This is a genomic window from Actinomadura sp. NPDC048394 (assembly GCF_040651755.1).
GTDB classification, from domain to species: Bacteria; Actinomycetota; Actinomycetes; order Streptosporangiales; family Streptosporangiaceae; genus Spirillospora; species Spirillospora montaniterrae.
The window spans coordinates 1-19,753 of record NZ_JBEZJL010000100.1 but is presented as its reverse complement, the minus strand read 5'-3'; the positions used below and the strand labels follow the sequence as shown (position 1 = coordinate 19,753).

The window sequence follows — 19,753 nt, the reverse complement described above, 5'->3', positions numbered from 1 at the left end:
CGCGGACCCGCCCCGGGCAGGATGGTGCTCCGCGTTCCGCGACCTGACGAAGGAGTGCCCATGAGTTCTCTCGCCGGCCGTACGGCCCTGGTCACCGGCGGCGGCCGGGGGATCGGCCGCGCCATCGCGCTGGCCCTCGCCGCCGGCGGCGCCCGCGTCGCGATCGCCTACCGGCGCGACGAGGAGGCCGCCCGCAAGACCGTCGCCGACATCGAGGCCGCCGGGTCGCACGGCCACGCCTTCCAGGCGTCCGTCGACGACCTCGACGCCTGCCGGGCGCTCGCCGCCGCGGTCGAGGAGGAGCTCGGCGGGCTGGACATCCTCGTGCACAGCGCCGGGATCGCCAGCCGCGGCAACAGCGTCGCCGACACCGACCCGGCCGAGCTGGAGCGGGTGCTGCGCGTGCACGCCTTCGGCCCGCACCACCTCAGCCAGGCGCTGATCCCTTTGCTGCGGCGCGCCGAACGCAGCGACATCGTGTTCGTGTCCAGCGTGGTCACCGACCTGATGCACGCCAACTCGGGGCCCTATGCCATGGGCAAGGCGGCCCAGGAGGCGCTGGCGCAGGTGCTGTCGAAGGAGGAGCGCGCCAACGGCATGCACGTCAACGTGGTCGCGCCGGGCGTCGTGGACACCGACATGGGGCGGCGGCTGGTGCGCGCCACGATGGGGGTCGACGACATCCGGCAGGTGGACGCCGCGTCCCCCTACGGGCACGTCTGCACTCCCGAGGAGGTCGCCGACGTCGTCCGGTTCCTGGTGTCGGACGGCGCGTCCTACCTGACCGGGCAGCGCATCGTCATCGACGGCGGCACGTTCTAGCCCCCTGACTCCGGACCGGCCCGGCCGGGCCCGCTAGTTGCGGGTCCAGTCGGGCTGGGCGAAGTCCGCGACCCTGGCCTGGCGCCCGAGCAGCACCACCTCACGGAACTGCCACAGCATGGCGCCGGTCGGGGCGTGCACCCGCCAGTTCGGCGCGAGCCACATCTGCAGCAGGCTGCCGCCGTCCGGGAGCGGCACCCACCTCGGGGTGTCGTCGTCGGTCAGCTTGCGCAGGCTCGTGTAATGGACGGAATGGACCTCGTCCGGGTTCGGTGCGAGCGGCCCGGGATCGTCGAGCACGACCACGATCGGCGTGATCGCGAAACCGGACGCGGCGGGGAAGTCGTCCAGCCGGCCGACCACGTCGCCCGGGCCCGCGGCCAGGCCGATCTCCTCCCGCATCTCCCGCAGCGCCGCCTCCTCGGCGGTCTCGCCGTCCTCCAGCCGCCCGCCCGGCAGGCCCCACTGCCCGGCGTTGCGGCCCCGGTACGCCCGCTTGATCAGGATCACCGACGGGACGCCGCCGTGCTCGACCGCGCACAGCACGACCCCGGCGCGGCGCAGGCCCGGCGCGTCCGGGACGGTGGTGTGCTCGAACCCGGCCAGCCGCTCCGCGGCGAGCCGGTGGAAGGCCGTCAGGTCATCGAGGGGGCCGGGGGCCGGGCGGGGGTCCGTCATGTCCCGATCCTGCCAGTCCCTCCTCGCGCGCGTACCGGGCGGGGGAGGTGCCGACGGCGGCGGTGAAGTCGCGGATGAAGTGGGCCTGGTCGGCGTAGCCCAGCTCGGCGGCCAGCCCGGCCCAGTCGACCTGCGTGCCCGCCGCGGCCCGCTCGGCCGCCTCCATCATCCGGAACCTGCGGATCACCCACTTCGGGCCGATCCCGACGTACTCGTGGAACAGCCGCTGCAGGCTGCGCGGGCTCACGCCCTCGTCCCGGGCCAGCTCCCCGACGCGGACGACCCCCGGCCGTCCCGCGATCCGCCCGACGATCGCGGCGGCGCGTTCGGCCGACGGGTCGGGCTCCGGGCGCAGGCCGGTGAGGAACGCCTCCAGCCGCGCGACGGCCTCCGCGTCGCCGGACGTACCGAAGATCTCCGCGGCCAGGGCGAGGCCCGGCTCGCCGAACACCTCGTCCATGCCCGCGAACCGGCCGGTCAGCGCGGACACCGGGCCGTCCAGGAACGGCCGGAACCCGCCCGGGCGGAACGCCGCGCCGATCACCCTGCCCTCGTCCGCGATCTCCTCCACGAAGTCGTCGCGCACCACCCCGACGATCCGCGCCCGCGTCGCGCCGCTCGTCAGGTAGCTGGTGAAGGTCACGTGCACCGACGGCCGGGTCAGCACCTGCTGCCGGTGCGGCGGCCGCCCGCGCAGGTCCCAGCGCAGCACCCAGAAGGACTCCGCGAACGCCGAGAGGGCGGGCGCCGGGGCCACCCGCCGGACCTGGAAGCGCTCCAGGCCCGTCCGCGCGTGCAGGATTCCCCGCGTCCCGCCGGGTAGGGGTCGGCCCATCAGGCCAGGCTAGCGGTGTCGCGTTTCTTCAAGACCCGCGCGGCGGCCCGGCCTAGCGTGGAGACATGTTCGAACGGATGAGCGAAGGAGTCGTCATGGACATCCGGAGGCAGATGCGGCCCGCCGCGGACGCCGCGGCGCGGATCGTCCTGGAGGTGCCGCAGGACCGCCTGGACGCGCCGACCCCGTGCCCGGACTGGGACGTGCGCGCGCTGGTCAACCACCTGATCCTGTGGAACGGGCGGGGCGAGACCGCCGCCCGCAGGGAGCCCGTGACCGGGCCGGGCGAGGACCACGACTTCACCGCCGAGCCCGGCTGGGCCGAGCGGTTCGCCGAGCAGGCCGGCAGGACCGCCGACGCCTGGAGCGAACCCGCCGCCTGGGACGGCGACACCAGCCTCACCGGCAACAAGGAGGGCATGCCCGCGGCGTTCATCGCCGGGATCGTCTTCGGCGAGTGCGTCGTGCACGGCTGGGACCTCGCCGTCGCCACCGGCGGCGAGCCCGCCTTCCCGCCGGAGGTCGTCGAGGCCGCCTGGGAGCAGCTCGTCCCCACCGCGGAGATCAGCCGCAAGTACGGCGCGTTCGGCCCCGAGGTCGCGGTCCCGGAGGACGCGCCGCTGCTCGACCGCGTCCTGGGGCTCGCCGGCCGCGACCCGTACTGGAAGCCCTGACGGGCGTCCGGCGCCGCGGGGCGGGCGGCGCGGGGCGACGGCGCGCCGCGCCGGTATCCGGGCGCGAGCGGGGGCCCGCGCGCTCTACCCTTGAGGGCATGTCAACGAGCTCTTCGATCCGGGTACGTTTCGCGCCGTCGCCGACCGGCATGTTCCACGTCGGCGGCGCCCGCTCCGCGCTGTTCAACTGGGTGATGGCGGCCCAGTCGGGCGGCACGCTCGTACTGCGGATCGAGGACACCGACGCCTCCCGCAACAGCCCCGAGTGGACCGAGGGCATCATCCGCGCCCTGGCCTGGCTCGGCATGGACGGCGAGCAGTACGAGGGCCCCTACTTCCAGTCCGCGAACGCCGACAAGCACGTCGAGGCCGCCCGGACGCTGCGGGAGCAGGGCCGCGCCTACTACTGCGACTGCACCCGCGAGGCCGTGATCGCCCGCACCGGCGACCAGCACAAGGGCTACGACGGGTTCTGCCGCGACCGCGGCCTGGAGGCCGGCCCCGGGCGCGCCCTGCGGTTCCGTACCCCCGACGAGGGCCAGACCACCGTCGTCGACCTGCTGCGCGGCAAGCCCGTCTTCGAGAACGCCGTCCTGGAGGACTTCGTCATCGCCCGTGCCGACGGGTCGGTCACGTTCCTGCTGGCCAACGCCGTCGACGACATGAGCCAGGGCATCACCCACGTCGTGCGCGGCGAGGAGCACCTGTCGAACGCGCCCAAGCAGCAGCTGCTGTGGGAGGCGCTCGGCGGCGAGCCGCCCGTCTGGGCGCACGTCCCGGTGATCGTCAACGAGAAGCGGCAGAAGCTGTCCAAGCGCCGCGACAAGGTCGCGCTGGAGGACTACCGGGCCGAGGGCTACCTCGCCGAGGCGATGCGCAACTACCTGATGCTGCTCGGCTGGGCGCCGTCGGGCGACCGCGAGATCGTCCCGTGGGACGTGATCGTCGACGAGTTCCGCATCGAGGACGTCAACTCCTCGCCGGCCTTCTTCGACGTCAAGAAGCTGCGCGCGATCAACGGCGAGTACATCCGGGCGCTGCCGGAGCAGAAGTTCATCGCCGAGTGCCTGCCGTTCCTGCAGGAGGCGCCGTTCGACGTGGACGTCGCGGTGTTCGCCGAGCTGGCGCCGCTCGCGCAGACCCGCGTCGCGCTGCTGTCGGAGATCGTCCAGATGATCGACTTCGCGTTCCTGGACGAGCCGCCGGAGGACGAGCAGTCCTGGAACAAGGCGATGAAGGAGCCCGCCGCGGACATCCTCGCCGCCGCCGAGGCCGCCTACCAGGACGCGCCCTGGAACGCCGCCGAGCTGAAGGACCGGCTGGAGGCCATCGGCACCGAGCGCGGCCTCAAGCTCGGCAAGACGCAGGCGCCCGTCCGCGTCGCCGTCACCGGCCGCACCGTGGGCCTGCCGCTGTTCGAGTCCCTGGAGATCCTCGGCCGGGAGCGGACCCTCGCCCGCATCGCCGCCGCCCGCGCGAAGCTCGCCGCGTCCTCCTGACCCGGCGCGGGGCTACCGGAACGTGACGGCCCCGGGGAAGTGGCCGGACGCGCACATGAACGGCATCCGGCCCGGCCCCGGGGCGCCCAGGTCGACGCGGGTCTCGCCCGTCGCGGGCAGGTACACGTCCTTGTCGCGGCTCGGGATGGTGAACACCCGCATGTGCCCCGACGTGTGCTGGGTCCGCAGGACGAGGACGGTGTGCACACGGGCCCGCGCGGTGAGCAGCGCGGGCCGGTAGCCCTGGTTCAGCGCCCAGATCGTCACGACCTGGGTACCGGACGCGTCCGTCCGGACGAACCGGGCCGAGTCGGCCGCCGCGGTCGCCCCGCCGCCGGACGGGAGCCAGCCGCCGAGCCGCAGGCCCGACAGCAGCGTCCAGCCGGACACCGCGAGCAGCGCCACGGCGAGCAGCGCGGTCAGCCGCCCCCGCAGCAGCGCCATCGCCCGCCCGACGGTGACGCCGATGAGCCCGAACAGCGGCGCCGTCCCGAGCACGAACGCGGCCATCACCACCGCGCCGCCGACCACGGAACGCGACGTCACGGCAAGCAGTTCCGCCGACAGCGTCAGCCCGCACGGCACCAGCACCGTCGCCGCGCCCAGCAGCACGGGCCGCCTGGACCGTCCGGCTCGGGGCGGATGGCAGCCCTCCTCGCCGTCGCCCGGCCCGGGCCCGGGCCCGGGCTCGGACTCGGACTCGGACTCGGACGAGTGTGCTCCGTCCCGTCTCAGCAGGCGGCGCACCGGCCGGAAACCCAGCAGGTCGAGGGCGAACAGCGCCAGCACCGCGGCGGCCGCCGCCAGCAGCGTCCCGCGCACGCGGGGCCCCGGCTGCACCGCGCCGCCCACCAGCCCGAGCAGCGCGCCGAGCGCTGCATGCGAAGCCAGCTTCGCCGCCAGGAACACCGACACCTGCCGGACCGGACGCGTCTCCGCCGCACCGGAACCGGCGCCCGCCGCACCGCCCACCGCGCCCGTCAGCAGGCCGAGCTGCGTCGCCGCGCACGTGGTGCCGCCCGCCAGCAGGCCCGCCCCGGCGCCCGCGAGGAACAGCCCCGCGACGTCCACGGCCCACCTCCCGGCGGAACCATCCCCGGTGCTGCAGGGCGCAAAGCGTCACTGACCGGACACGGCCAGTCGATCACCCCGGAACCGGGGCGCCGGTTCAGCCGCCGGGCCGCAGCGCCTCGCGCAGCGCCGTCAGGCGCCGCTCCAGCTCGTCGTACTCGCCGCGCAGCGCCGGCGGCAGGTGCTTCCCGACGGTCTCGGCCTGCTCGGACACCGCCGCCAGATGCTCGGCGACCTGCGGGTCGTCGGACCGCGGCGCGTCCGCCGCCTCATCGGAGCGCCCGGCGTCCCGCGCCTTCAGCAGCGTCGACTGCTCGCGCAGCAGCGCGGCCTGCTCCCGCAGCAGCGCCGTCTGGTCGCGCAGCTGCTTGTTCTTGGTGTGCAGCTCCACGAACACCGACACCTTCGCGCGCAGCACCCACGGGTCGAACGGCTTGGAGATGAAGTCGACCGCGCCCGCCGCGTACCCGCGGAACGCGTAGTCGGGATCGCTGTTCACCGCCGTCAGGAAGATGATCGGCAGGTCGCGGGTCTTCTTGCGGCGCTTGATGTCGCGCGCCGTCTCGAACCCGTCCATCCCCGGCATGACGACGTCCAGCAGGATGACCGCGTACTCGTCGGTGAGCAGCGCCTTCAGCGCCTCCTCACCGGACCGCGCCCGGACCAGGTCCTGATCGAGCGAACTGAGGATGGCCTCCAGCGCGATCAGGTTCTCCTCGCGGTCGTCCACGAGCAGGATCTTCGCCTTGTCGTCCACGCGTCGTCTCTCCGATTCCGGTCCGGCCTCCCGCCGCGAAGCCACGCCCATGCCCACGGCGACCCTACCTGCCAGGCGACTCCTTCCTCAGCGGACGATGGAGGGTTGCAGCCAGTTCCTCATGACGTCAAGGAGATGATCCACGTCGACGGGCTTCGGCACGTAGTCCGACGCGCCCGATTCGAGGCTCTTCTCGCGGTCCCCCTTCATCACCTTCGCGGTGATCACGATGATCGGCAGCTCGGCGAACTGCGGCATCTGCCGGATCGCCGCCGTCGTCGCGTAGCCGTCCAGGCCGGGCATCATCACGTCCATCAGCACGATCGCCACGTCCGGGTTGCGGTGCAGCAGGTCGATCCCCGCCTGCCCGTCCTCGGCGTACAGGACCTCCATCCCGTAGCCCTCCAGGACGGACGTCAGCGCGAACACGTTGCGGACGTCGTCGTCGACGATCAGCACCTTGCGGCCCGACAGCACCGTGTCGACGAAGTCCGCGGGCGGCTCCGCCAGCATCCCGTTCAGCGCGGGCTCGGGCCGGCCCTGGCCCTCGGACGGGGGCCGCTGGTCGGCCGGCAGCCCGTTCTCCCGGCCGGACGCCGCGCGCGCGGCGCCGCCGTCCGCGGGACCGCCCGCCGGCAGCGCGGGCACGGCCTCCGCCGCGCCCTCCGCCTCCTCGGCCGCCGCGGACCGCCGCCGGCCCTCGGCCTCGCTGTACTGGGCGGGCAGGTACAGCGTGAACACGCTGCCGCGGCCCGGCTGGCTCTCCGCCTGGATCTCCCCGCCCAGCAGCCGCGCGATGTTGCGGCTGATCGACAGGCCCAGCCCGGTGCCGCCGTAGCGGCGGCTGGTCGTCCCGTCGGCCTGCTGGAACGGCTCGAAGATCTCCTGCAGCTTGTCGGCGCTCACGCCGATGCCCGTGTCGATCACCCGGAACGCGATGACGTCCGGGGTGTTCCACAGCGCCGGCAGCGTGAAGTCGATGTCCCCGGCCCGCTCGATCACCAGCCGGACCTCGCCCTCCGCGGTGAACTTCACCGCGTTCGACAGCAGGTTGCGCAGCACCTGCTGCAGCCGCTGCTCGTCGGTGTTCAGCGTCGGCGGGACGTCCGGCGCGACCTCCACCCCGAAGTGCAGGCCCTTGTCGACCGACAGCGGCCGGAACGTGGCGTCCACGTAGTCCACCAGCGCCGGCACCGACAGCCGCTGCGGGTGCGCCTCCATCTTCCCGGCCTCCACCTTGGCCAGGTCCAGGATGTCGTTGATCAGCTCCAGCAGGTCGGTGCCGGACTCGTGGATCGTCCGCGCGAACTCCACCTGCTTGTCGGTGAGGTTGCCGCCCTGGTTCTCCGACAGCAGCTTCGCCAGCACCAGCAGGCTGTTCAGCGGCGTCCGCAGCTCGTGCGACATGTTCGCCAGGAACTCCGACTTGTACCGCGAGGAGATCGCCAGCTGCTCGGCACGCTCCTCCAGCGTCCGCCGTGCCTGCTCGATCTGGAAGTTCTGGATCTCGATCGCGCGGTTCTGCTGGGCCAGCAGCGCCGCCTTCTCCTCCAGCTCGGTGTTGGAGTGCCGCAGCTCGCCCTGCTGGCGCTGCAGCTCGTCGGAGCGTTCCTGCAGCTCCTGCGCGAGCCGCTGCGACTCGCCGAGCAGCGCCTCGGTCCGGGTGTTGGCGCGGATCGCGTTCAGCGTCACCCCGATCGTCTCGATCAGCTGGCTGAAGAACGCCAGGTGGACGTCCGTGAACCGGCCGAACGAGGCCAGCTCGATCGCGCCGAGCACCTCGTCCTCGAACACGATCGGCAGCACGATGATGTTGACCGGCGACGACTCGCCCAGCCCCGACCCGATCCGGACGTAGTCGGCCGGCGCGTCGTTGATCAGCAGCGGCCGGCGCTCCTGCGCCGCCTGCCCGACGAGCCCCTCGCCGAGCGCGAACCGGACCGTGCCGATCCGGCTGCGCCGCGTCCCGTACCCGGCGATCAGCACCAGCTCGGTCTCCTCGCCGCCCTCGGCCAGGTAGAACGCGCCGTACTGGGCGCTCGCCGTCGGCGTCAGCTCCCGCATGATCAGCTCGGCGACCTGCATCAGGTCCCGGTGCCCCTGCATGAGCCCGCCGATCCGGGCCAGGTTGGTCTTCAGCCAGTCCTGCTCCTCGTTCGCGCGGGTCGTCTCGCGCAGGGTGGCGACCATCAGGTTGACGTTGTCGGACAGCTCCGCGACCTCGCCGCGCGCCTCCACGGTGATCGTCCGGGTCAGGTCGCCGGTGGCGACCGCGCTGGCCACCGCGCCGATCGCGCGGACCTGCGTGGTCAGGTTGCGGGCCAGCTCGTTCACGCTCTCGGTCAGCCGCTTCCAGGTGCCCGAGACGCCCTCGACCTCGGCCTGCCCGCCGAGCCTGCCCTCGCTGCCGACCTCGCGGGCGACGCGGGTCACCTCGGACGCGAACGACGACAGCGTGTCCACCATCGTGTTCAGCGTCGTCTTCAGCTCCAGGATCTCGCCCTGCGCGTCGACGTCGATGCGGCGGGTCAGGTCGCCGTGCGCGACCGCCGTCGCGACCTGCGCGATGTTGCGGACCTGGTAGGTCAGGTTGGACGCCATGCCGTTGACGTTGTCGGTCAGGTCCTTCCACATGCCGCCCGCGCCGGGCACGTGCGCCTGGCCGCCGAGGCGGCCCTCGGTGCCGACCTCGCGGGCGACGCGGCTGACCTCGTCCGCGAACGCCGACAGGGTGTCGACCATGGTGTTCAGGGTGTCCTTGAGCTGCAGGATCTCGCCCTGCGCGTCCACCTCGATCTTGCGGGTCAGGTCGCCCTGCGCGACCGCCGTGGTGACCTGTGCGATCCCGCGGACCTGCACCGTCAGGTTGTTCGCCATCGAGTTGACGTTGTCGGTCAGGTTCTTCCAGACGCCGCTGACGCCCTGCACGTTGGCCTGGCCGCCGAGGCGGCCTTCGGTGCCGACTTCGCGGGCGACGCGGGTGACCTCGTCGGCGAAGGCCGAGAGGGTGTCGACCATCGTGTTGACGGTGTCCTTGAGTTCGAGGATCTCGCCTTGCGCGTCGACGGTGATCTTCTTGCCCAGGTCGCCCTCGGCGACGGCGGTGGTGACCTGCGCGATGTTCCGCACCTGGTACGTCAGGTTGGACGCCATGCCGTTGACGTTGTTGGTCAAGTCGCGCCACACGCCGCCCGCGCCGGGCACGTTCGCCTGGCCGCCGAGGCGGCCTTCGGTGCCGACTTCGCGGGCGACGCGGGTGACCTCGTCGGCGAAGGCCGAGAGGGTGTCGACCATCGTGTTGACGGTGTCCTTGAGTTCGAGGATCTCGCCTTGCGCGTCGACGGTGATCTTCTTGCCCAGGTCGCCCTCGGCGACGGCGGTGGTGACCTGCGCGATGTTCCGCACCTGGTACGTCAGGTTGTTCGCCATCGCGTTGACGTTGTCGGTCAGGTTCTTCCAGACGCCGCTGACGCCCCGCACGTTCGCCTGGCCGCCGAGACGGCCCTCGGTGCCGACCTCGCGGGCCACGCGGGTGACCTCGTCGGCGAACGCCGACAGCTGGTCCACCATCTGGTTCACGGTCAGCTTCAGCTCCTGAAGCTCACCGGTCGCCTCGACCGTGACCTTGCGGGTCAGGTCGCCCTGCGCCACCGCCGTCGTGACCTCCGCGATGTCGCGGACCTGTGACGTCAGCCGCGCCGCCATCACGTTCACCGACGCCGTCACGTCCCGCCACCGGCCCGTCATGCCGCGCGACGGGGCCTGGCCGCCGAGCCGGCCCTCCGTGCCGACCTCGCGGGCGAACTGCGTGACCTCCCAGGTGAACTGGTCCAGCAGCTCGACCATGCCGTTCACCGACTTGGCCATCCGCAGCAGCTCGCCGCGCATGGGCCGGCCGCGCACCCGCAGCTCCACCCGCTGGCTCAGGTCGCCGGCCGCCACCGCCTCCACCACCCGGTGCATCCCGGTGGCCAGGTCGGTCAGCTTGTCGATGATCGCGTTCGAGTCCTCCACGGCCGACGCCCACGACCCGCGCAGGGTCCCCGGCGTCAGCCGCCCGCGCAGCTGTCCCTCGCGGCCGATCTCGCGCCGCACCCGGGCCAGCCCCGACGCGACCTCGTGGCCGTTCTGCCGGATCTCGTCCAGGATCGCCGCGGCCTCCGCCACGGCGCCCTCGCCGGGCACGTCCAGCTCGGCGCCCGTCCGGCCGTCCCGGACGGCGGTCAGCGCCTTCAGCAGCGGCGCCAGATCGGCGTCGCTGTAACGCGGAGTGGTGTCGCGAGACCCGCCCGCGGGGCGGGCACGGGACGCTGTACGCGGCATGTTCTTCATCCTCCTGGCCCGCGGTCGCCGGGGTGCCCGACGCGGCGGGCCGGTCTGTCCGGACCGCCTCCCGGCCGCATCTGTACTCTACGTTGCCGCCCGTTCCGGGACCCGAATCGCTCGCTCACGGGTGACACGCGGCATAGGTCGTGGATCGGGGCCCGTAGTCTTCGTGTTACGGTCTGTCGTGTTGTGGCGGAGGGGCGCACACCGAGGTCAGAGGCATTGCGCGGCCCCGGTTCGGCACTCTCGTGGCCCTGGGGCCGCACGGTCTGCCACGATGGCCAGGCCCGGGTAATCAGGCTTCGAACGAGGGACGGCAGTTGGATCGGCAGACGGCGTCGGCGACCTTCCCGTCCGCCGCCGCGGCGGTGGCGGACGCGCGCCGCTTCGTCCGGAAGGTGCTCGCCGACTGGGGCATGGAGGAGGCCGCCGACGACGCGGTGCTCGCCACCAGCGAGCTGGCTACCAACGCGGTCGCCTACGCGGGCACGTCCTTCGAGGTGTCCTGCCGCCTGGAGGGCGGCGACATCGAGATCGAGGTCCGCGACCGCCACCCCACCCGCGGGATCGAGATGCCGGGCGTCACCGCCTCCAGCGGCCGCGGGCTGCCGTCGATCGCCCGCCTGGCCGCCTCGTGGGGCGTCTCCTACGACCGCCGCACCAAGGGCGTGTGGTTCCGGCTTCCCCGTCCCGGCGCCGACGAGGACGGGACGCAGCCGGGCTCGTCCGCCGACGAGGCCGCCGAGGCGGAGCCGGCCCACGGCCGCGCCCGCGCTGAGCGCGCCGCCCGCGGCTTCGCCGGCCTCGACACGGCCGCCGAGAGCGGGCCGGAGGGCGCCGTCCCCGGCGCCCAGCCCCGCGACGACCGGCTCGGCGGCGAGCGCCTCGACGCCGACGGCATGGGCGAGACGCCCGCCGCCGGCGACCGGCTGCTGCGCTCCCCGGCCGCGGTGGAGGCCATGGACGACGCCGTCGCGGCCGTCCGCGAGGTCCTCGGCGCCGACGGCGCCGCCGTCCTGCTCACCGAGCGCGACGGGCGCCTGATCATGGGCGCGTCCGGCGGCACCGCCGCGGAGATGCCGCTCGGCGGCCTCACGGTGGGCGGCCTCGCCCCCGCCGTCCGCGCCGGGTCGCCCTGGGTGGCCCCCGACGCCTCCGATCCGGCCGCCGCCGCCCTGCGGGCGGGCTCGCTGGCCGCCGCGCCCCTGGAGTCGCAGGGCCGCCTCACGGGCCTGCTCGTGGCCGTGACGTCGGCCCCCGGCCGGTTCCAGGAGGCCGACGGCGCCCGCCTCGGCCGCCTCGCCGACGAGATCTCGCTGTCCCTGGAGAAGGCCAGGGTCGGGGAGCTGGAACGGTCCTGGCGCGGCTGGCTCAGCTTCGTCGCCGAGGCCAGCGACCTGCTCGCCGGCACCCTCGACCAGGAGCGGACGATGGCGCTGGTCGCCCAGCTCGTCGTGCCCCGCCTCGCCACCTGGTGCGCCGTCTACACCGTCACCGAGGCCGAGCCGGCGCGGCTCGCCTACGTCTGGCACGCCGACGAGACCCGCGCCGACGGCCTGCGCGACCTGCTCGACCAGGCCCGCTCCGCCCCGCCGATGGACGCCCCCGGCCCGTGGAACGGCCTCGCCGGCGCCCCGGAGGAGACCCGCGCCGCGGCCGGCGACACCGCCGACGACCAGGTCTACGCGTTCCCGCTGATCGCCCGGGGCCGCCGGATCGGCAGCATCGTCATCGGCCGCCCCGCCGGCGACCGGTTCCAGCGCAGCGCCATCGAGCTGGCCGAGGAGCTCAGCCGCCGCGCCGCCCTCGCCGTCGACAACGCCCGCCTGTTCTCCGCCCAGACCGCCATGAGCAGCGCCCTGCAGCGCAGCCTGCTCCCGCCCGGCATCCCGGAGATCCCCGGCCTGGAGGTCGCGGTCGTCTACGAGCCGGCGGGGGAGGGCAGCGAGGTCGGCGGCGACTTCTACGACGTGTTCGAGTCCGGGGTCCGGCCCGGCGCCCCGCAGTCCGCGTCCCGCTGGCGCTTCGCGATCGGCGACGTGTGCGGCACCGGGCCGGAGGCCGCCGCCGTCACCGGCCTGGCCCGGCACGCGCTGCGCATCCTGGCCGCCGAGGACATGTCGGTGCCGGGCGTGCTCGCCCGCCTCAACCGGCTGATCCTCGGCGAGGGCGAGCGCGGCCGGCTGCTCACCCTGCTGCACGGCGAGATCGCGGCGCGCCGCCGCCGCGACGGCGTCACGATCAGGCTGACGAGCGCGGGGCACCCGCCCCCGCTGGTGCTCGACCCGGAGGGCGGCGTCCGCGAGGCCGCCACGCCCCAGCCGCTGCTCGGCGTGTTCGACGGCGTGGAGTTCCACACCGACACCCTCGAGCTGCGCCGCGGCGAGGTGCTGCTGTGCGTGACCGACGGCGTCACCGAGCGGCGCTCGGGCAACCGGCTGCTCGGCGACGGCCACGGGCTGGAGCGGCTGCTGGCCGGCTGCACCGGGCTGAGCGCCGGGGCCGTCGCCGCCCGCATCCAGCGCGCGGTGCGCGACTTCGGCCCCGAACCCTCGAACGACGACGTTGCCCTCATCGTTCTGCGGGCGTCATGATGGAGACCAACAATCGGTAAGGTGGGGTGGCGTGGGGCTTGCCTTGCACACGACACGACAGGAAGGCCGCGCGACGATCGCCGCGCGCGGCTCCATCGATCTGCACTCCTCCGACGAGCTGCGGGCCCGGCTTGCGGAGCTCGTGGACGCCGGTGAGCGCGTCGTCGTGGTCGACCTCACCGCCGTCGACTTCTGCGACTCCTCCGGCCTCAACGTCCTCGTCCGCGCCTACAAGCACGCGCGGGCGCAGAACGCCACGCTGACCGTCACCGGCGCCTACGGCCGGGTCGAGAACGTGCTGCGCACCACCGGCCTCGACCGGTTCCTGATCGAGGGGCCCGCGGAGGAGGCGCCCGCCGATGGACGCTGACACGCGGCCGCCCGCACGGCGGCGGCCGGACGGGACGGGACGGCACACGATGCGGAACGGCGAGCGGGCGGAGTGACCGACCCCATGACGGAGACCACGCTGCGCGCGGCGCCCCAGACGGAGGCCGTCGAGTACGCGCGCCGTCTCGCCGCCCGCACCATGCGCACCTGGGCGCTGATGGAGCGCGAGGAGCTCGTCACCGCGATCGTCGCCGAGCTGGTCGCCAACGCCGTCCGGCACGCGGGCACGGCGCTGGAGCTGCGCCTGCTGCGCGGCACCGGGCGCGTCCGCGTCGAGGTCCGCGACCGCGCGGCGCAGCTGCCCCGGCTGACCGTTCCCGGCCCGCTCGACGAGTCGCACCGCGGCCTGTTCATCGTCGACCGGTTCGCGACGTCGTGGGGCGCCGACCCGGTCACCGGCGGCAAGGTCGTCTGGGCCGAGGTCAGCATCTGACCCGGCGTCCCCGCCGATCCCGAACGCGTTCGCCGCACCGTCCGCCGGCCGTGCCCGGAGACGGGAACGGCGCGCCCGCGCGCTGAGGCGGGGCGCGCCGTGCCCGGCGTCTCGTCAGGACGACTTGCGGTACAGCTCCGCGACCATGAACGCCAGGTCCAGCGACTGGCCGCGGTTGAGCCGCGGGTCGCAGGCCGTCTCGTACCGCTGGTGGAGATCGTCCTCCGCGAGCCCGTGGCCGCCGCCGGTGCACTCGGTCACGTCGTCGCCGGTGAACTCGATGTGGATGCCGCCCGGGTGCGTGCCGAGCGCCCGGTGCACCTCGAAGAACCCGGCGACCTCGTCCAGGACGTCGTCCAGCCGCCGCGTCTTGTGCCCGCTCGGCGCCTCGTAGGTGTTGCCGTGCATCGGGTCGCAGATCCACGCGACCGGGGCGCCGCTCTGGTGCACCTTCTCGATCAGCGGCGGCAGCGTGTCCCGGATCCGGCCCGCGCCCATCCGGGTGATGAACGTCAGCCGGCCCGGCTCCCGCTCCGGGTTCAGCCGGTCGATCAGCGCCAGCGCGTCGTCGGCGGTGGTCGTCGGCCCGAGCTTCACCCCGATCGGGTTGCGGATCTGCCGCAGGAACTCCACGTGCGCCCCGTCCAGCTGCCGGGTCCGCTCACCGATCCACAGGAAGTGTCCCGACACGTCGTAGGGCAGGCCGCTGAGGTGGTCGATGCGGGTCAGCGCCCGCTCGTACTCCAGCAGCAGCGCCTCGTGGCTGGAGTAGAACTCCACGCTGTGGAACTCGTCGGGGCTCACCCCGCACGCCTTCATGAACGTCAGCGCCCGGTCGATCTCCCCGGCGAGCTGCTCGTACCGGCGGCCGGACGGGCTCGTCGCCACGAAGTCCTGGTTCCAGGCGTGCACCTGCCGCAGGTCGGCGTAGCCGCCCTTGGTGAACGCCCGGCACAGGTTCAGCGTCACCGCCGAGCAGTGGTAGGCGCGCAGCAGCCGGTGCGGGTCGTTGCGGCGGGACGCGGCGTCGAACGCGAAACCGTTCACCGCGTCGCCCCGGTAGGCGGGCAGCTCCACGCCGCCGCGCACCTCCGACGGCTTCGACCGCGGCTTCGCGAACTGCCCCGCCATCCGGCCGATCTTGACCACCGGCACGCTGGCGGCATAGGTGAGCACCACCGCCATCTGCAGCAGCGTCTTGAGCTTGTTCTTGACCGCGTCGGCGTTCGATCCCTCGAACGTCTCGGCGCAGTCGCCGCCCTGCAGGACGAACGCCTCGCCGCGCGCGACGTCCGCTAGCCGGGCCTTGAGCTGGTCGCACTCGCCCGCGAAGACGAGCGGCGGCTGCGCGGCGAGTTCGGCGGCGACGGCGCGGACCTCGGCCGCGTCGTCCCAATCGGGCTGCTGCAGTGCGGGGAGGTCGCGCCAGGCGTCGAGCGCCCCCGAGACGCTGGAAGTACTCACGCGCAAAGGCTATAGGGCGTCGCGCGCGCTCGATGCCCCGTCCGGGCCCGCCGGTCGTTCTGCGGTGCTTCGTCCCCCACGGGGACGGCGCGGGCCGCCGCCGGCGCCCGGCAGAACACCGGCCGGACGGCCCCGAAGGCCGCCCGGCTGGCGGATCACGCACGATATTCGGTTCTCCAGCCGGAAACGCTTCAGGCCGCGCGGCTCCCCGCGCCGGCCCGCACGCGCTCCTCCGCTGCGTGCGGCGCGTGCGGCGCGCCCGCCAGGGCACGGCGCCCGCTCAGGTCGGTCTCGGTCGCCAGCTGCCGCAGCCGCCGCAGCGAGCGGTCGGTGATCTGCCGCACCCGGTTGTGGCTCAGGCCGTACCGGGCGCCGATCTGCGCGTAGGACAGCGGCTGGCCGTTGTCCATCCCGAACCGGGCCCGCAGGATCGCCGACTCCCGCTCGGGCAGCCGGTCCAGCAGCCGGCCGAGGCCCTCCAGGTCGTCCAGCGCCAGGATCTCCGCCTCGGGCGTCACCGCCTCCGGGTCCTCCAGCAGGTCGCCCATCGGCGTCTCGCCGGCGTCGTCGACGGTCGCGTCCAGGCTCGCCGGGTCGCGCCGCCAGCGCAGCAGCTCGTCGACGTGCTCCGGTTCCGCGCCCAGCGACCCGGCGAGCTCCTCGCGGGTCGGTTCGCGGCCGAGTTCGCGGCCGAGCTGCCGCTCGGCGCGCCGCAGCCGGGAAAGCTCCTCCTCCACGTGGACGGGCAGCCGGATCGTGCGGGCCGTGTGGCTGAGCCCGCGCCCGATCGCCTGCCTGATCCACCACGTCGCGTACGTGGAGAACTTGAAGCCGCGCCGGTAGTCGAACTTCTCCACCGCGCGCATCAGCCCCAGGTTCCCCTCCTGAATGAGGTCTATGAGGGGCAACGAGTCGGTCGGGTACTTCCGGGCGATCGAGACGACCAGCCGCAGGTTGGCCTCGACGAAACGCTGCTTGGCGCGCAGCCCCGCCGCGACCAGGTCCTCCAGCTCCTCGCGGGACGCGCCCTGGGGCGTGCGTCCCTCCTCGAGCAGCTGTTCGGCGTACAGGCCCCCTTCGATCGCCTTGGCCAGATCGACCTCCTCCTGCGCGTCGAGCAGGGGAGTACGGCCGATCCGGTCGAGGTACGCTCCGACAAGATCCTTGTCGGTGACGTCGACCCTGTCGCCCTTGGTACGGGTTGCAGCCATCCTGACCCTTCTCCGGTGCGATCTCCCTATGAGGTCAACGCTAATTACCGTCCTGTGATTCCCGGGTGGGGAATACTGCGAGGCTGGCAGCCGCTCTACCGTCCTGATACCCCGGCAGAGGAGAAACCGACATGGCGACCGTCACACTCACCGCCGAGAACTTCGACGAGGTGGCCCAAGGCGACGGCATCGTGCTGGTCGACTTCTGGGCGGAGTGGTGCGGCCCGTGCAAGCGGTTCGCGCCCGTCTTCGAGAAGTCCGCGGGCAAGCACGCCGACATCGTTTTCGGCAAGGTCGACACCGAGGCCCAGCCGGAGCTGTCCGAGCGTTTCGGGATCGCTTCGATCCCCACGCTGATGGCCATCCGCGACGGGGTGATCGTCTTCGCGGAGCCGGGCGCGCTGCCCGAGTCCGTGCTGGAGAACGTGATCGAGCAGGTCCGGGCCCTCGACATGGAGGACGTCCGCCGCCGCGCCGAGACCTGATCCTCCGGAACGCCCCGCCCCGCGGGTGCGCGGGACCGGCCGGCGCCGGGGTAGCGGGCAAGGGACGCCCAGCCGTCACGGGCGCGGCAGGATGGCAAAGATGCGGCCCGCGCCGCCCGCCGCGGCCCGCCGATGGACGATGATGGACGGATGCTCGCCGATGTCGTCCCGTACCTGGTGTGCCCCGTCTGCGGAGGGGGTCTGGCGTTGGCGGAGCGGGGCCTGCTCTGCCCGTCCGGGCACACGTTCGACATCGCGCGGCAGGGCTACGCGAACCTGCTGCCCGGCAACGCGCGGCCCGGCACGGCGGACACGCCCGAGATGGTGCGCGCCCGCGCCGGGTTCCTCGGCGCCGGCCATTTCGACGCGCTCGCCGCACGCCTCGCCGCGAGCGTCGCACGATCCCTGAACGGACGCTGCCTGGTCCTGGACGCCGGTGCCGGCACCGGCCACTATCTCGCCCGCGTCCTGGACCGGGCACCGGACGCGGCGGGCCTCGCCCTGGACATCTCCAAGCACGCCGCCCGCCGTGCCGCGAAGGCGCATCCACGCGCCGGCGCGGTGGTCGCGGACCTGTGGCGGCCCCTCCCGGTACGCGACGGTGCCGCGGCGACGGTCGTGAACGTCTTCGCTCCGCGCAACGCCGCCGAGTTCCACCGCGTCCTGAGCCCGGACGGGCTGCTCTTCACGGTGACGCCGTCGCCCCGGCACCTCGGCACGCTTGTGGAGTCCCTCGGGCTGCTGTCGATCGACGAGCGCAAGACCGAGCGCATGGACGCCGCCCTGTCCGGCTACTTCAAGTTCGATTCGCGGCAGCAGATCGAGGGCGAGGCCGTCCTCTCCCATGAGGAGGCCGCCACGCTCGTGGGGATGGGACCGAGCGCGCACCACGTACCGGCGGAACGCCTGTGGGAACGGCTCAGGCCGCTACCGGATCCGCTGCCAGTTCCGCTTTCGTTCGTGCTGTCGGTCTACCGCCGGCTCGAATAGCCGGCCACGAGGGCGCACCGGGGCCTGCTGAGCGAGTTCGAGCAACGCCTGCGGGATCTCACCGGGCGTGGTCACCTCCCGCACGCTGGGGACGTCCGCGGCCTCAAAGGTGAACGAGGCCGACACCGAACGGGCGGTACCGCTGAGCAGCACCCGCTGCAGCGCCTGCCCCGCGCGCAGCCACTCGGTACGGCCGTCTCCGGTGGTGGTCAGGACGGCGCGCTGCGCGCCCCCATCCGGAGCCGTGGGGAGAGGGTGAAGCGCGGCCCCCTCCAGCCGTGCCGCTTCCCGGAGTTCGTTGAGGACGTGGGCGGACGGACGCTCACCCGACGGTGAGGCCGTGGCGGACAGCGGGCGCAGCGTGGCCGCGCAGAGCAGCCGCTCCTCCCGCGTCACCCGGTGCCGTCCCGCGAGGCGGACGGTGGCGAGGAGCGCCGGGCGCCCCGCGTCGGGCAGCAGCCGGACCACGGCCTCATGCCCGAGCTGGGCGGCCGTCAGCCGCAGGTTCACCAACGCGGCCCCGCTCGCGAGGTGCAGGGCACGGCCCGCGGGATCCCGCAGCCGCCTGAACCGGTCCGGATCCGCGTGCAGCTCGATGAGGCCCGCGACGACCTTGAACCGCCAGGCGTGCACGTCATGGACCGTCGGCCCCATCGTCGCGGCGACCACCAGGCGCTCCGCCGACGCGCGGACCGTTGCGGGGACACTCACGGGCGTTCCTCCTCACCTCGGCCGGCATCGGGAACCGGCCGAACCGGGGACCGGCCGCCGCCCCACCGGAACACCGGCGGGCGAGCGACTCGGGACTGCGAACGGTACCGCACTGTGACCCGGTCCAATAAGGGTGTGAAAAGGGAGGTCAACGGGCCCGGCGGTGCTGCCCGGACACGGGTGCGGGGCGGGACCGGAGCGCCCCGATTTGACGGTCCCGTGGGCGGGTCCTAATGTCTCTCTCGCCCCGAGGGATGCGGGACGCCGAGAGGCGGACGGCCCCGGGGAACCAGGACTCGGAAAACGGCTCGGGCACCGCCCGCGCTGATGTAAGATGACTGGGTCAGCCCGAGACGGGATGCAGGACGCCGCAAGGTGGCCGGCCCGGAGGGCGCCTCCCGATGAACGATCACGACAGACCTTCGGGCTGTCCGCGGTCGTGACGCGTGGAGAACCAGGACCTTCCTCGACGTCGAAAAGATCTTCGCCGATCGGCTTGACATCGAAGACGGACCTGGTAGCTTAGCAGGGTTGCCCCGGAGCAGGGCTCGCAGGAGCGGGTCCAGCGCGGTGGGTGTCCGTTTCTTGAGAACTCAACAGCGTGTTAAAAGCCAGTGCCTTTATCGACTCGGCTAGTTGGCCGGGTCGCCCCGTGGCCATCTCTTCGGAGGTGGTGGGGATTTCTTTGAGGCAAAGCGATCCTCGTTGAGGATTGTGTTTGCTGGGATTTTCTTCTGAGGTTTGGCTGCTTCGGGGTTCGCCCCCTGGGGTGGTCGTTTGGACCTTGATGGAGAGTTTGATCCTGGCTCAGGA

16 protein-coding genes are annotated in these 19,753 nt (G+C 73.2%); 8 read left to right on the top strand and 8 right to left on the bottom strand.

The genetic code is table 11. The features are described 5' to 3' along the window. Window positions 1-60 precede the first annotated feature (60 nt). Entirely contained in the window at window positions 61-822 is a 762-nt protein-coding gene (locus AB0C78_RS44885) for an SDR family oxidoreductase (RefSeq protein WP_360760795.1), read from the top strand. 33 nt (window positions 823-855) lie between these two features. On the opposite strand, the gene AB0C78_RS44880 is transcribed toward AB0C78_RS44885, so the two are convergent. Together AB0C78_RS44880 and AB0C78_RS44875 are read right to left on the bottom strand one after the other, a co-directional pair. After that, a complete protein-coding gene (locus AB0C78_RS44880; RefSeq protein ID WP_360760793.1) occupies window positions 856-1,500 on the bottom strand; it encodes a CoA pyrophosphatase in 645 nt (214 codons plus the stop codon). Next, on the bottom strand, window positions 1,463-2,335 hold the full coding sequence (locus tag AB0C78_RS44875) for a helix-turn-helix domain-containing protein (protein WP_360760791.1): 873 nt from the start codon (window positions 2,333-2,335) through the stop codon (window positions 1,463-1,465). The genes AB0C78_RS44880 and AB0C78_RS44875 overlap by 38 nt, the downstream gene beginning before the upstream one ends. A gap of 95 nt (window positions 2,336-2,430) precedes the next feature. Here AB0C78_RS44875 and AB0C78_RS44870 point away from each other — a divergent pair, with 95 nt between their 5' ends. After that, on the top strand, window positions 2,431-3,009 hold the full coding sequence (locus AB0C78_RS44870) for a TIGR03086 family metal-binding protein (protein WP_360760789.1): 579 nt from the start codon (window positions 2,431-2,433) through the stop codon (window positions 3,007-3,009). Between the two features lie 98 nt (window positions 3,010-3,107). Further along, window positions 3,108-4,508, top strand: coding sequence for a glutamate--tRNA ligase (gltX, locus tag AB0C78_RS44865; protein WP_151538882.1), 1,401 nt, complete (start codon window positions 3,108-3,110; stop codon window positions 4,506-4,508). Window positions 4,509-4,520: 12 nt separating this feature from the next. Here gltX and AB0C78_RS44860 read toward each other — a convergent pair whose 3' ends face one another. From AB0C78_RS44860 to AB0C78_RS44850, 3 genes are all read right to left on the bottom strand, one after another. Then, on the bottom strand, window positions 4,521-5,579 hold the full coding sequence (locus AB0C78_RS44860) for a sulfite exporter TauE/SafE family protein (protein ID WP_360760787.1): 1,059 nt from the start codon (window positions 5,577-5,579) through the stop codon (window positions 4,521-4,523). Window positions 5,580-5,676: 97 nt separating this feature from the next. Beyond that, window positions 5,677-6,336, bottom strand: coding sequence for a response regulator (locus tag AB0C78_RS44855; RefSeq protein WP_360760785.1), 660 nt, complete (start codon window positions 6,334-6,336; stop codon window positions 5,677-5,679). A gap of 87 nt (window positions 6,337-6,423) precedes the next feature. Continuing rightward, window positions 6,424-10,659, bottom strand: coding sequence for a HAMP domain-containing protein (locus AB0C78_RS44850; protein ID WP_360760783.1), 4,236 nt, complete (start codon window positions 10,657-10,659; stop codon window positions 6,424-6,426). Window positions 10,660-10,982: 323 nt separating this feature from the next. Here AB0C78_RS44850 and AB0C78_RS44845 point away from each other — a divergent pair, with 323 nt between their 5' ends. From AB0C78_RS44845 to AB0C78_RS44835, 3 genes are all read left to right on the top strand, one after another. Further along, complete coding sequence (locus AB0C78_RS44845; RefSeq protein ID WP_360760782.1) at window positions 10,983-13,256, top strand: SpoIIE family protein phosphatase; 2,274 nt, start codon at window positions 10,983-10,985, stop codon at window positions 13,254-13,256. A 31-nt stretch (window positions 13,257-13,287) separates the two neighbouring features. Continuing rightward, window positions 13,288-13,626, top strand: a complete 339-nt coding sequence (locus tag AB0C78_RS44840; protein WP_151538891.1) for an STAS domain-containing protein — start codon at window positions 13,288-13,290, stop codon at window positions 13,624-13,626. Between the two features lie 84 nt (window positions 13,627-13,710). Beyond that, the gene (locus AB0C78_RS44835; RefSeq protein ID WP_067469847.1) at window positions 13,711-14,079 is read left to right on the top strand and encodes an ATP-binding protein; all 369 of its coding nucleotides are present in this window, start codon (window positions 13,711-13,713) and stop codon (window positions 14,077-14,079) included. 114 nt (window positions 14,080-14,193) lie between these two features. Here the strand turns inward: AB0C78_RS44835 and AB0C78_RS44830 are convergent, their stop codons facing one another. After that, window positions 14,194-15,543: a class II 3-deoxy-7-phosphoheptulonate synthase gene (locus AB0C78_RS44830; protein WP_360760781.1), complete on the bottom strand. Its 1,350-nt coding sequence runs from the start codon at window positions 15,541-15,543 to the stop codon at window positions 14,194-14,196. Between the two features lie 191 nt (window positions 15,544-15,734). Further along, a complete protein-coding gene (locus AB0C78_RS44825) occupies window positions 15,735-16,754 on the bottom strand; it encodes a sigma-70 family RNA polymerase sigma factor (RefSeq protein ID WP_360760780.1) in 1,020 nt (339 codons plus the stop codon). 131 nt (window positions 16,755-16,885) lie between these two features. Between AB0C78_RS44825 and trxA the strand changes: the two genes are divergently transcribed. After that, complete coding sequence (gene trxA, locus AB0C78_RS44820; RefSeq protein WP_151538897.1) at window positions 16,886-17,239, top strand: thioredoxin; 354 nt, start codon at window positions 16,886-16,888, stop codon at window positions 17,237-17,239. A gap of 150 nt (window positions 17,240-17,389) precedes the next feature. Beyond that, window positions 17,390-18,229 carry a putative RNA methyltransferase gene (locus AB0C78_RS44815; protein ID WP_360760777.1) on the top strand — a complete coding sequence of 280 codons (840 nt, stop codon included), beginning with the start codon at window positions 17,390-17,392 and terminating at the stop codon, window positions 18,227-18,229. On the opposite strand, the gene AB0C78_RS44810 is transcribed toward AB0C78_RS44815, so the two are convergent. Next, complete coding sequence (locus tag AB0C78_RS44810) at window positions 18,167-18,940, bottom strand: hypothetical protein (RefSeq protein ID WP_360760775.1); 774 nt, start codon at window positions 18,938-18,940, stop codon at window positions 18,167-18,169. The genes AB0C78_RS44815 and AB0C78_RS44810 overlap by 63 nt on opposite strands. Between the last annotated feature and the right edge of the window lie 813 nt (window positions 18,941-19,753).

Excerpts from the sequence above, each read along its gene's own strand:
- AB0C78_RS44885 (WP_360760795.1), top strand. The coding sequence starts at position 61 with ATGAGTTCTCTCGCCGGCCGTACGGCCCTGGTCACCGGCGGCGGCCGG.
- AB0C78_RS44815 (WP_360760777.1), top strand. The coding sequence starts at position 17,390 with ATGCTCGCCGATGTCGTCCCGTACCTGGTGTGCCCCGTCTGCGGAGGG.
- AB0C78_RS44825 (WP_360760780.1), bottom strand. The coding sequence starts at position 16,754 with ATGGCTGCAACCCGTACCAAGGGCGACAGGGTCGACGTCACCGACAAG.
- AB0C78_RS44880 (WP_360760793.1), bottom strand. The coding sequence starts at position 1,500 with ATGACGGACCCCCGCCCGGCCCCCGGCCCCCTCGATGACCTGACGGCC.
- AB0C78_RS44835 (WP_067469847.1), top strand. The coding sequence starts at position 13,711 with ATGACGGAGACCACGCTGCGCGCGGCGCCCCAGACGGAGGCCGTCGAG.
- AB0C78_RS44870 (WP_360760789.1), top strand. The coding sequence starts at position 2,431 with ATGGACATCCGGAGGCAGATGCGGCCCGCCGCGGACGCCGCGGCGCGG.
- AB0C78_RS44850 (WP_360760783.1), bottom strand. The coding sequence starts at position 10,659 with ATGCCGCGTACAGCGTCCCGTGCCCGCCCCGCGGGCGGGTCTCGCGAC.
- AB0C78_RS44875 (WP_360760791.1), bottom strand. The coding sequence starts at position 2,335 with ATGGGCCGACCCCTACCCGGCGGGACGCGGGGAATCCTGCACGCGCGG.
- trxA (WP_151538897.1), top strand. The coding sequence starts at position 16,886 with ATGGCGACCGTCACACTCACCGCCGAGAACTTCGACGAGGTGGCCCAA.
- gltX (WP_151538882.1), top strand. The coding sequence starts at position 3,108 with ATGTCAACGAGCTCTTCGATCCGGGTACGTTTCGCGCCGTCGCCGACC.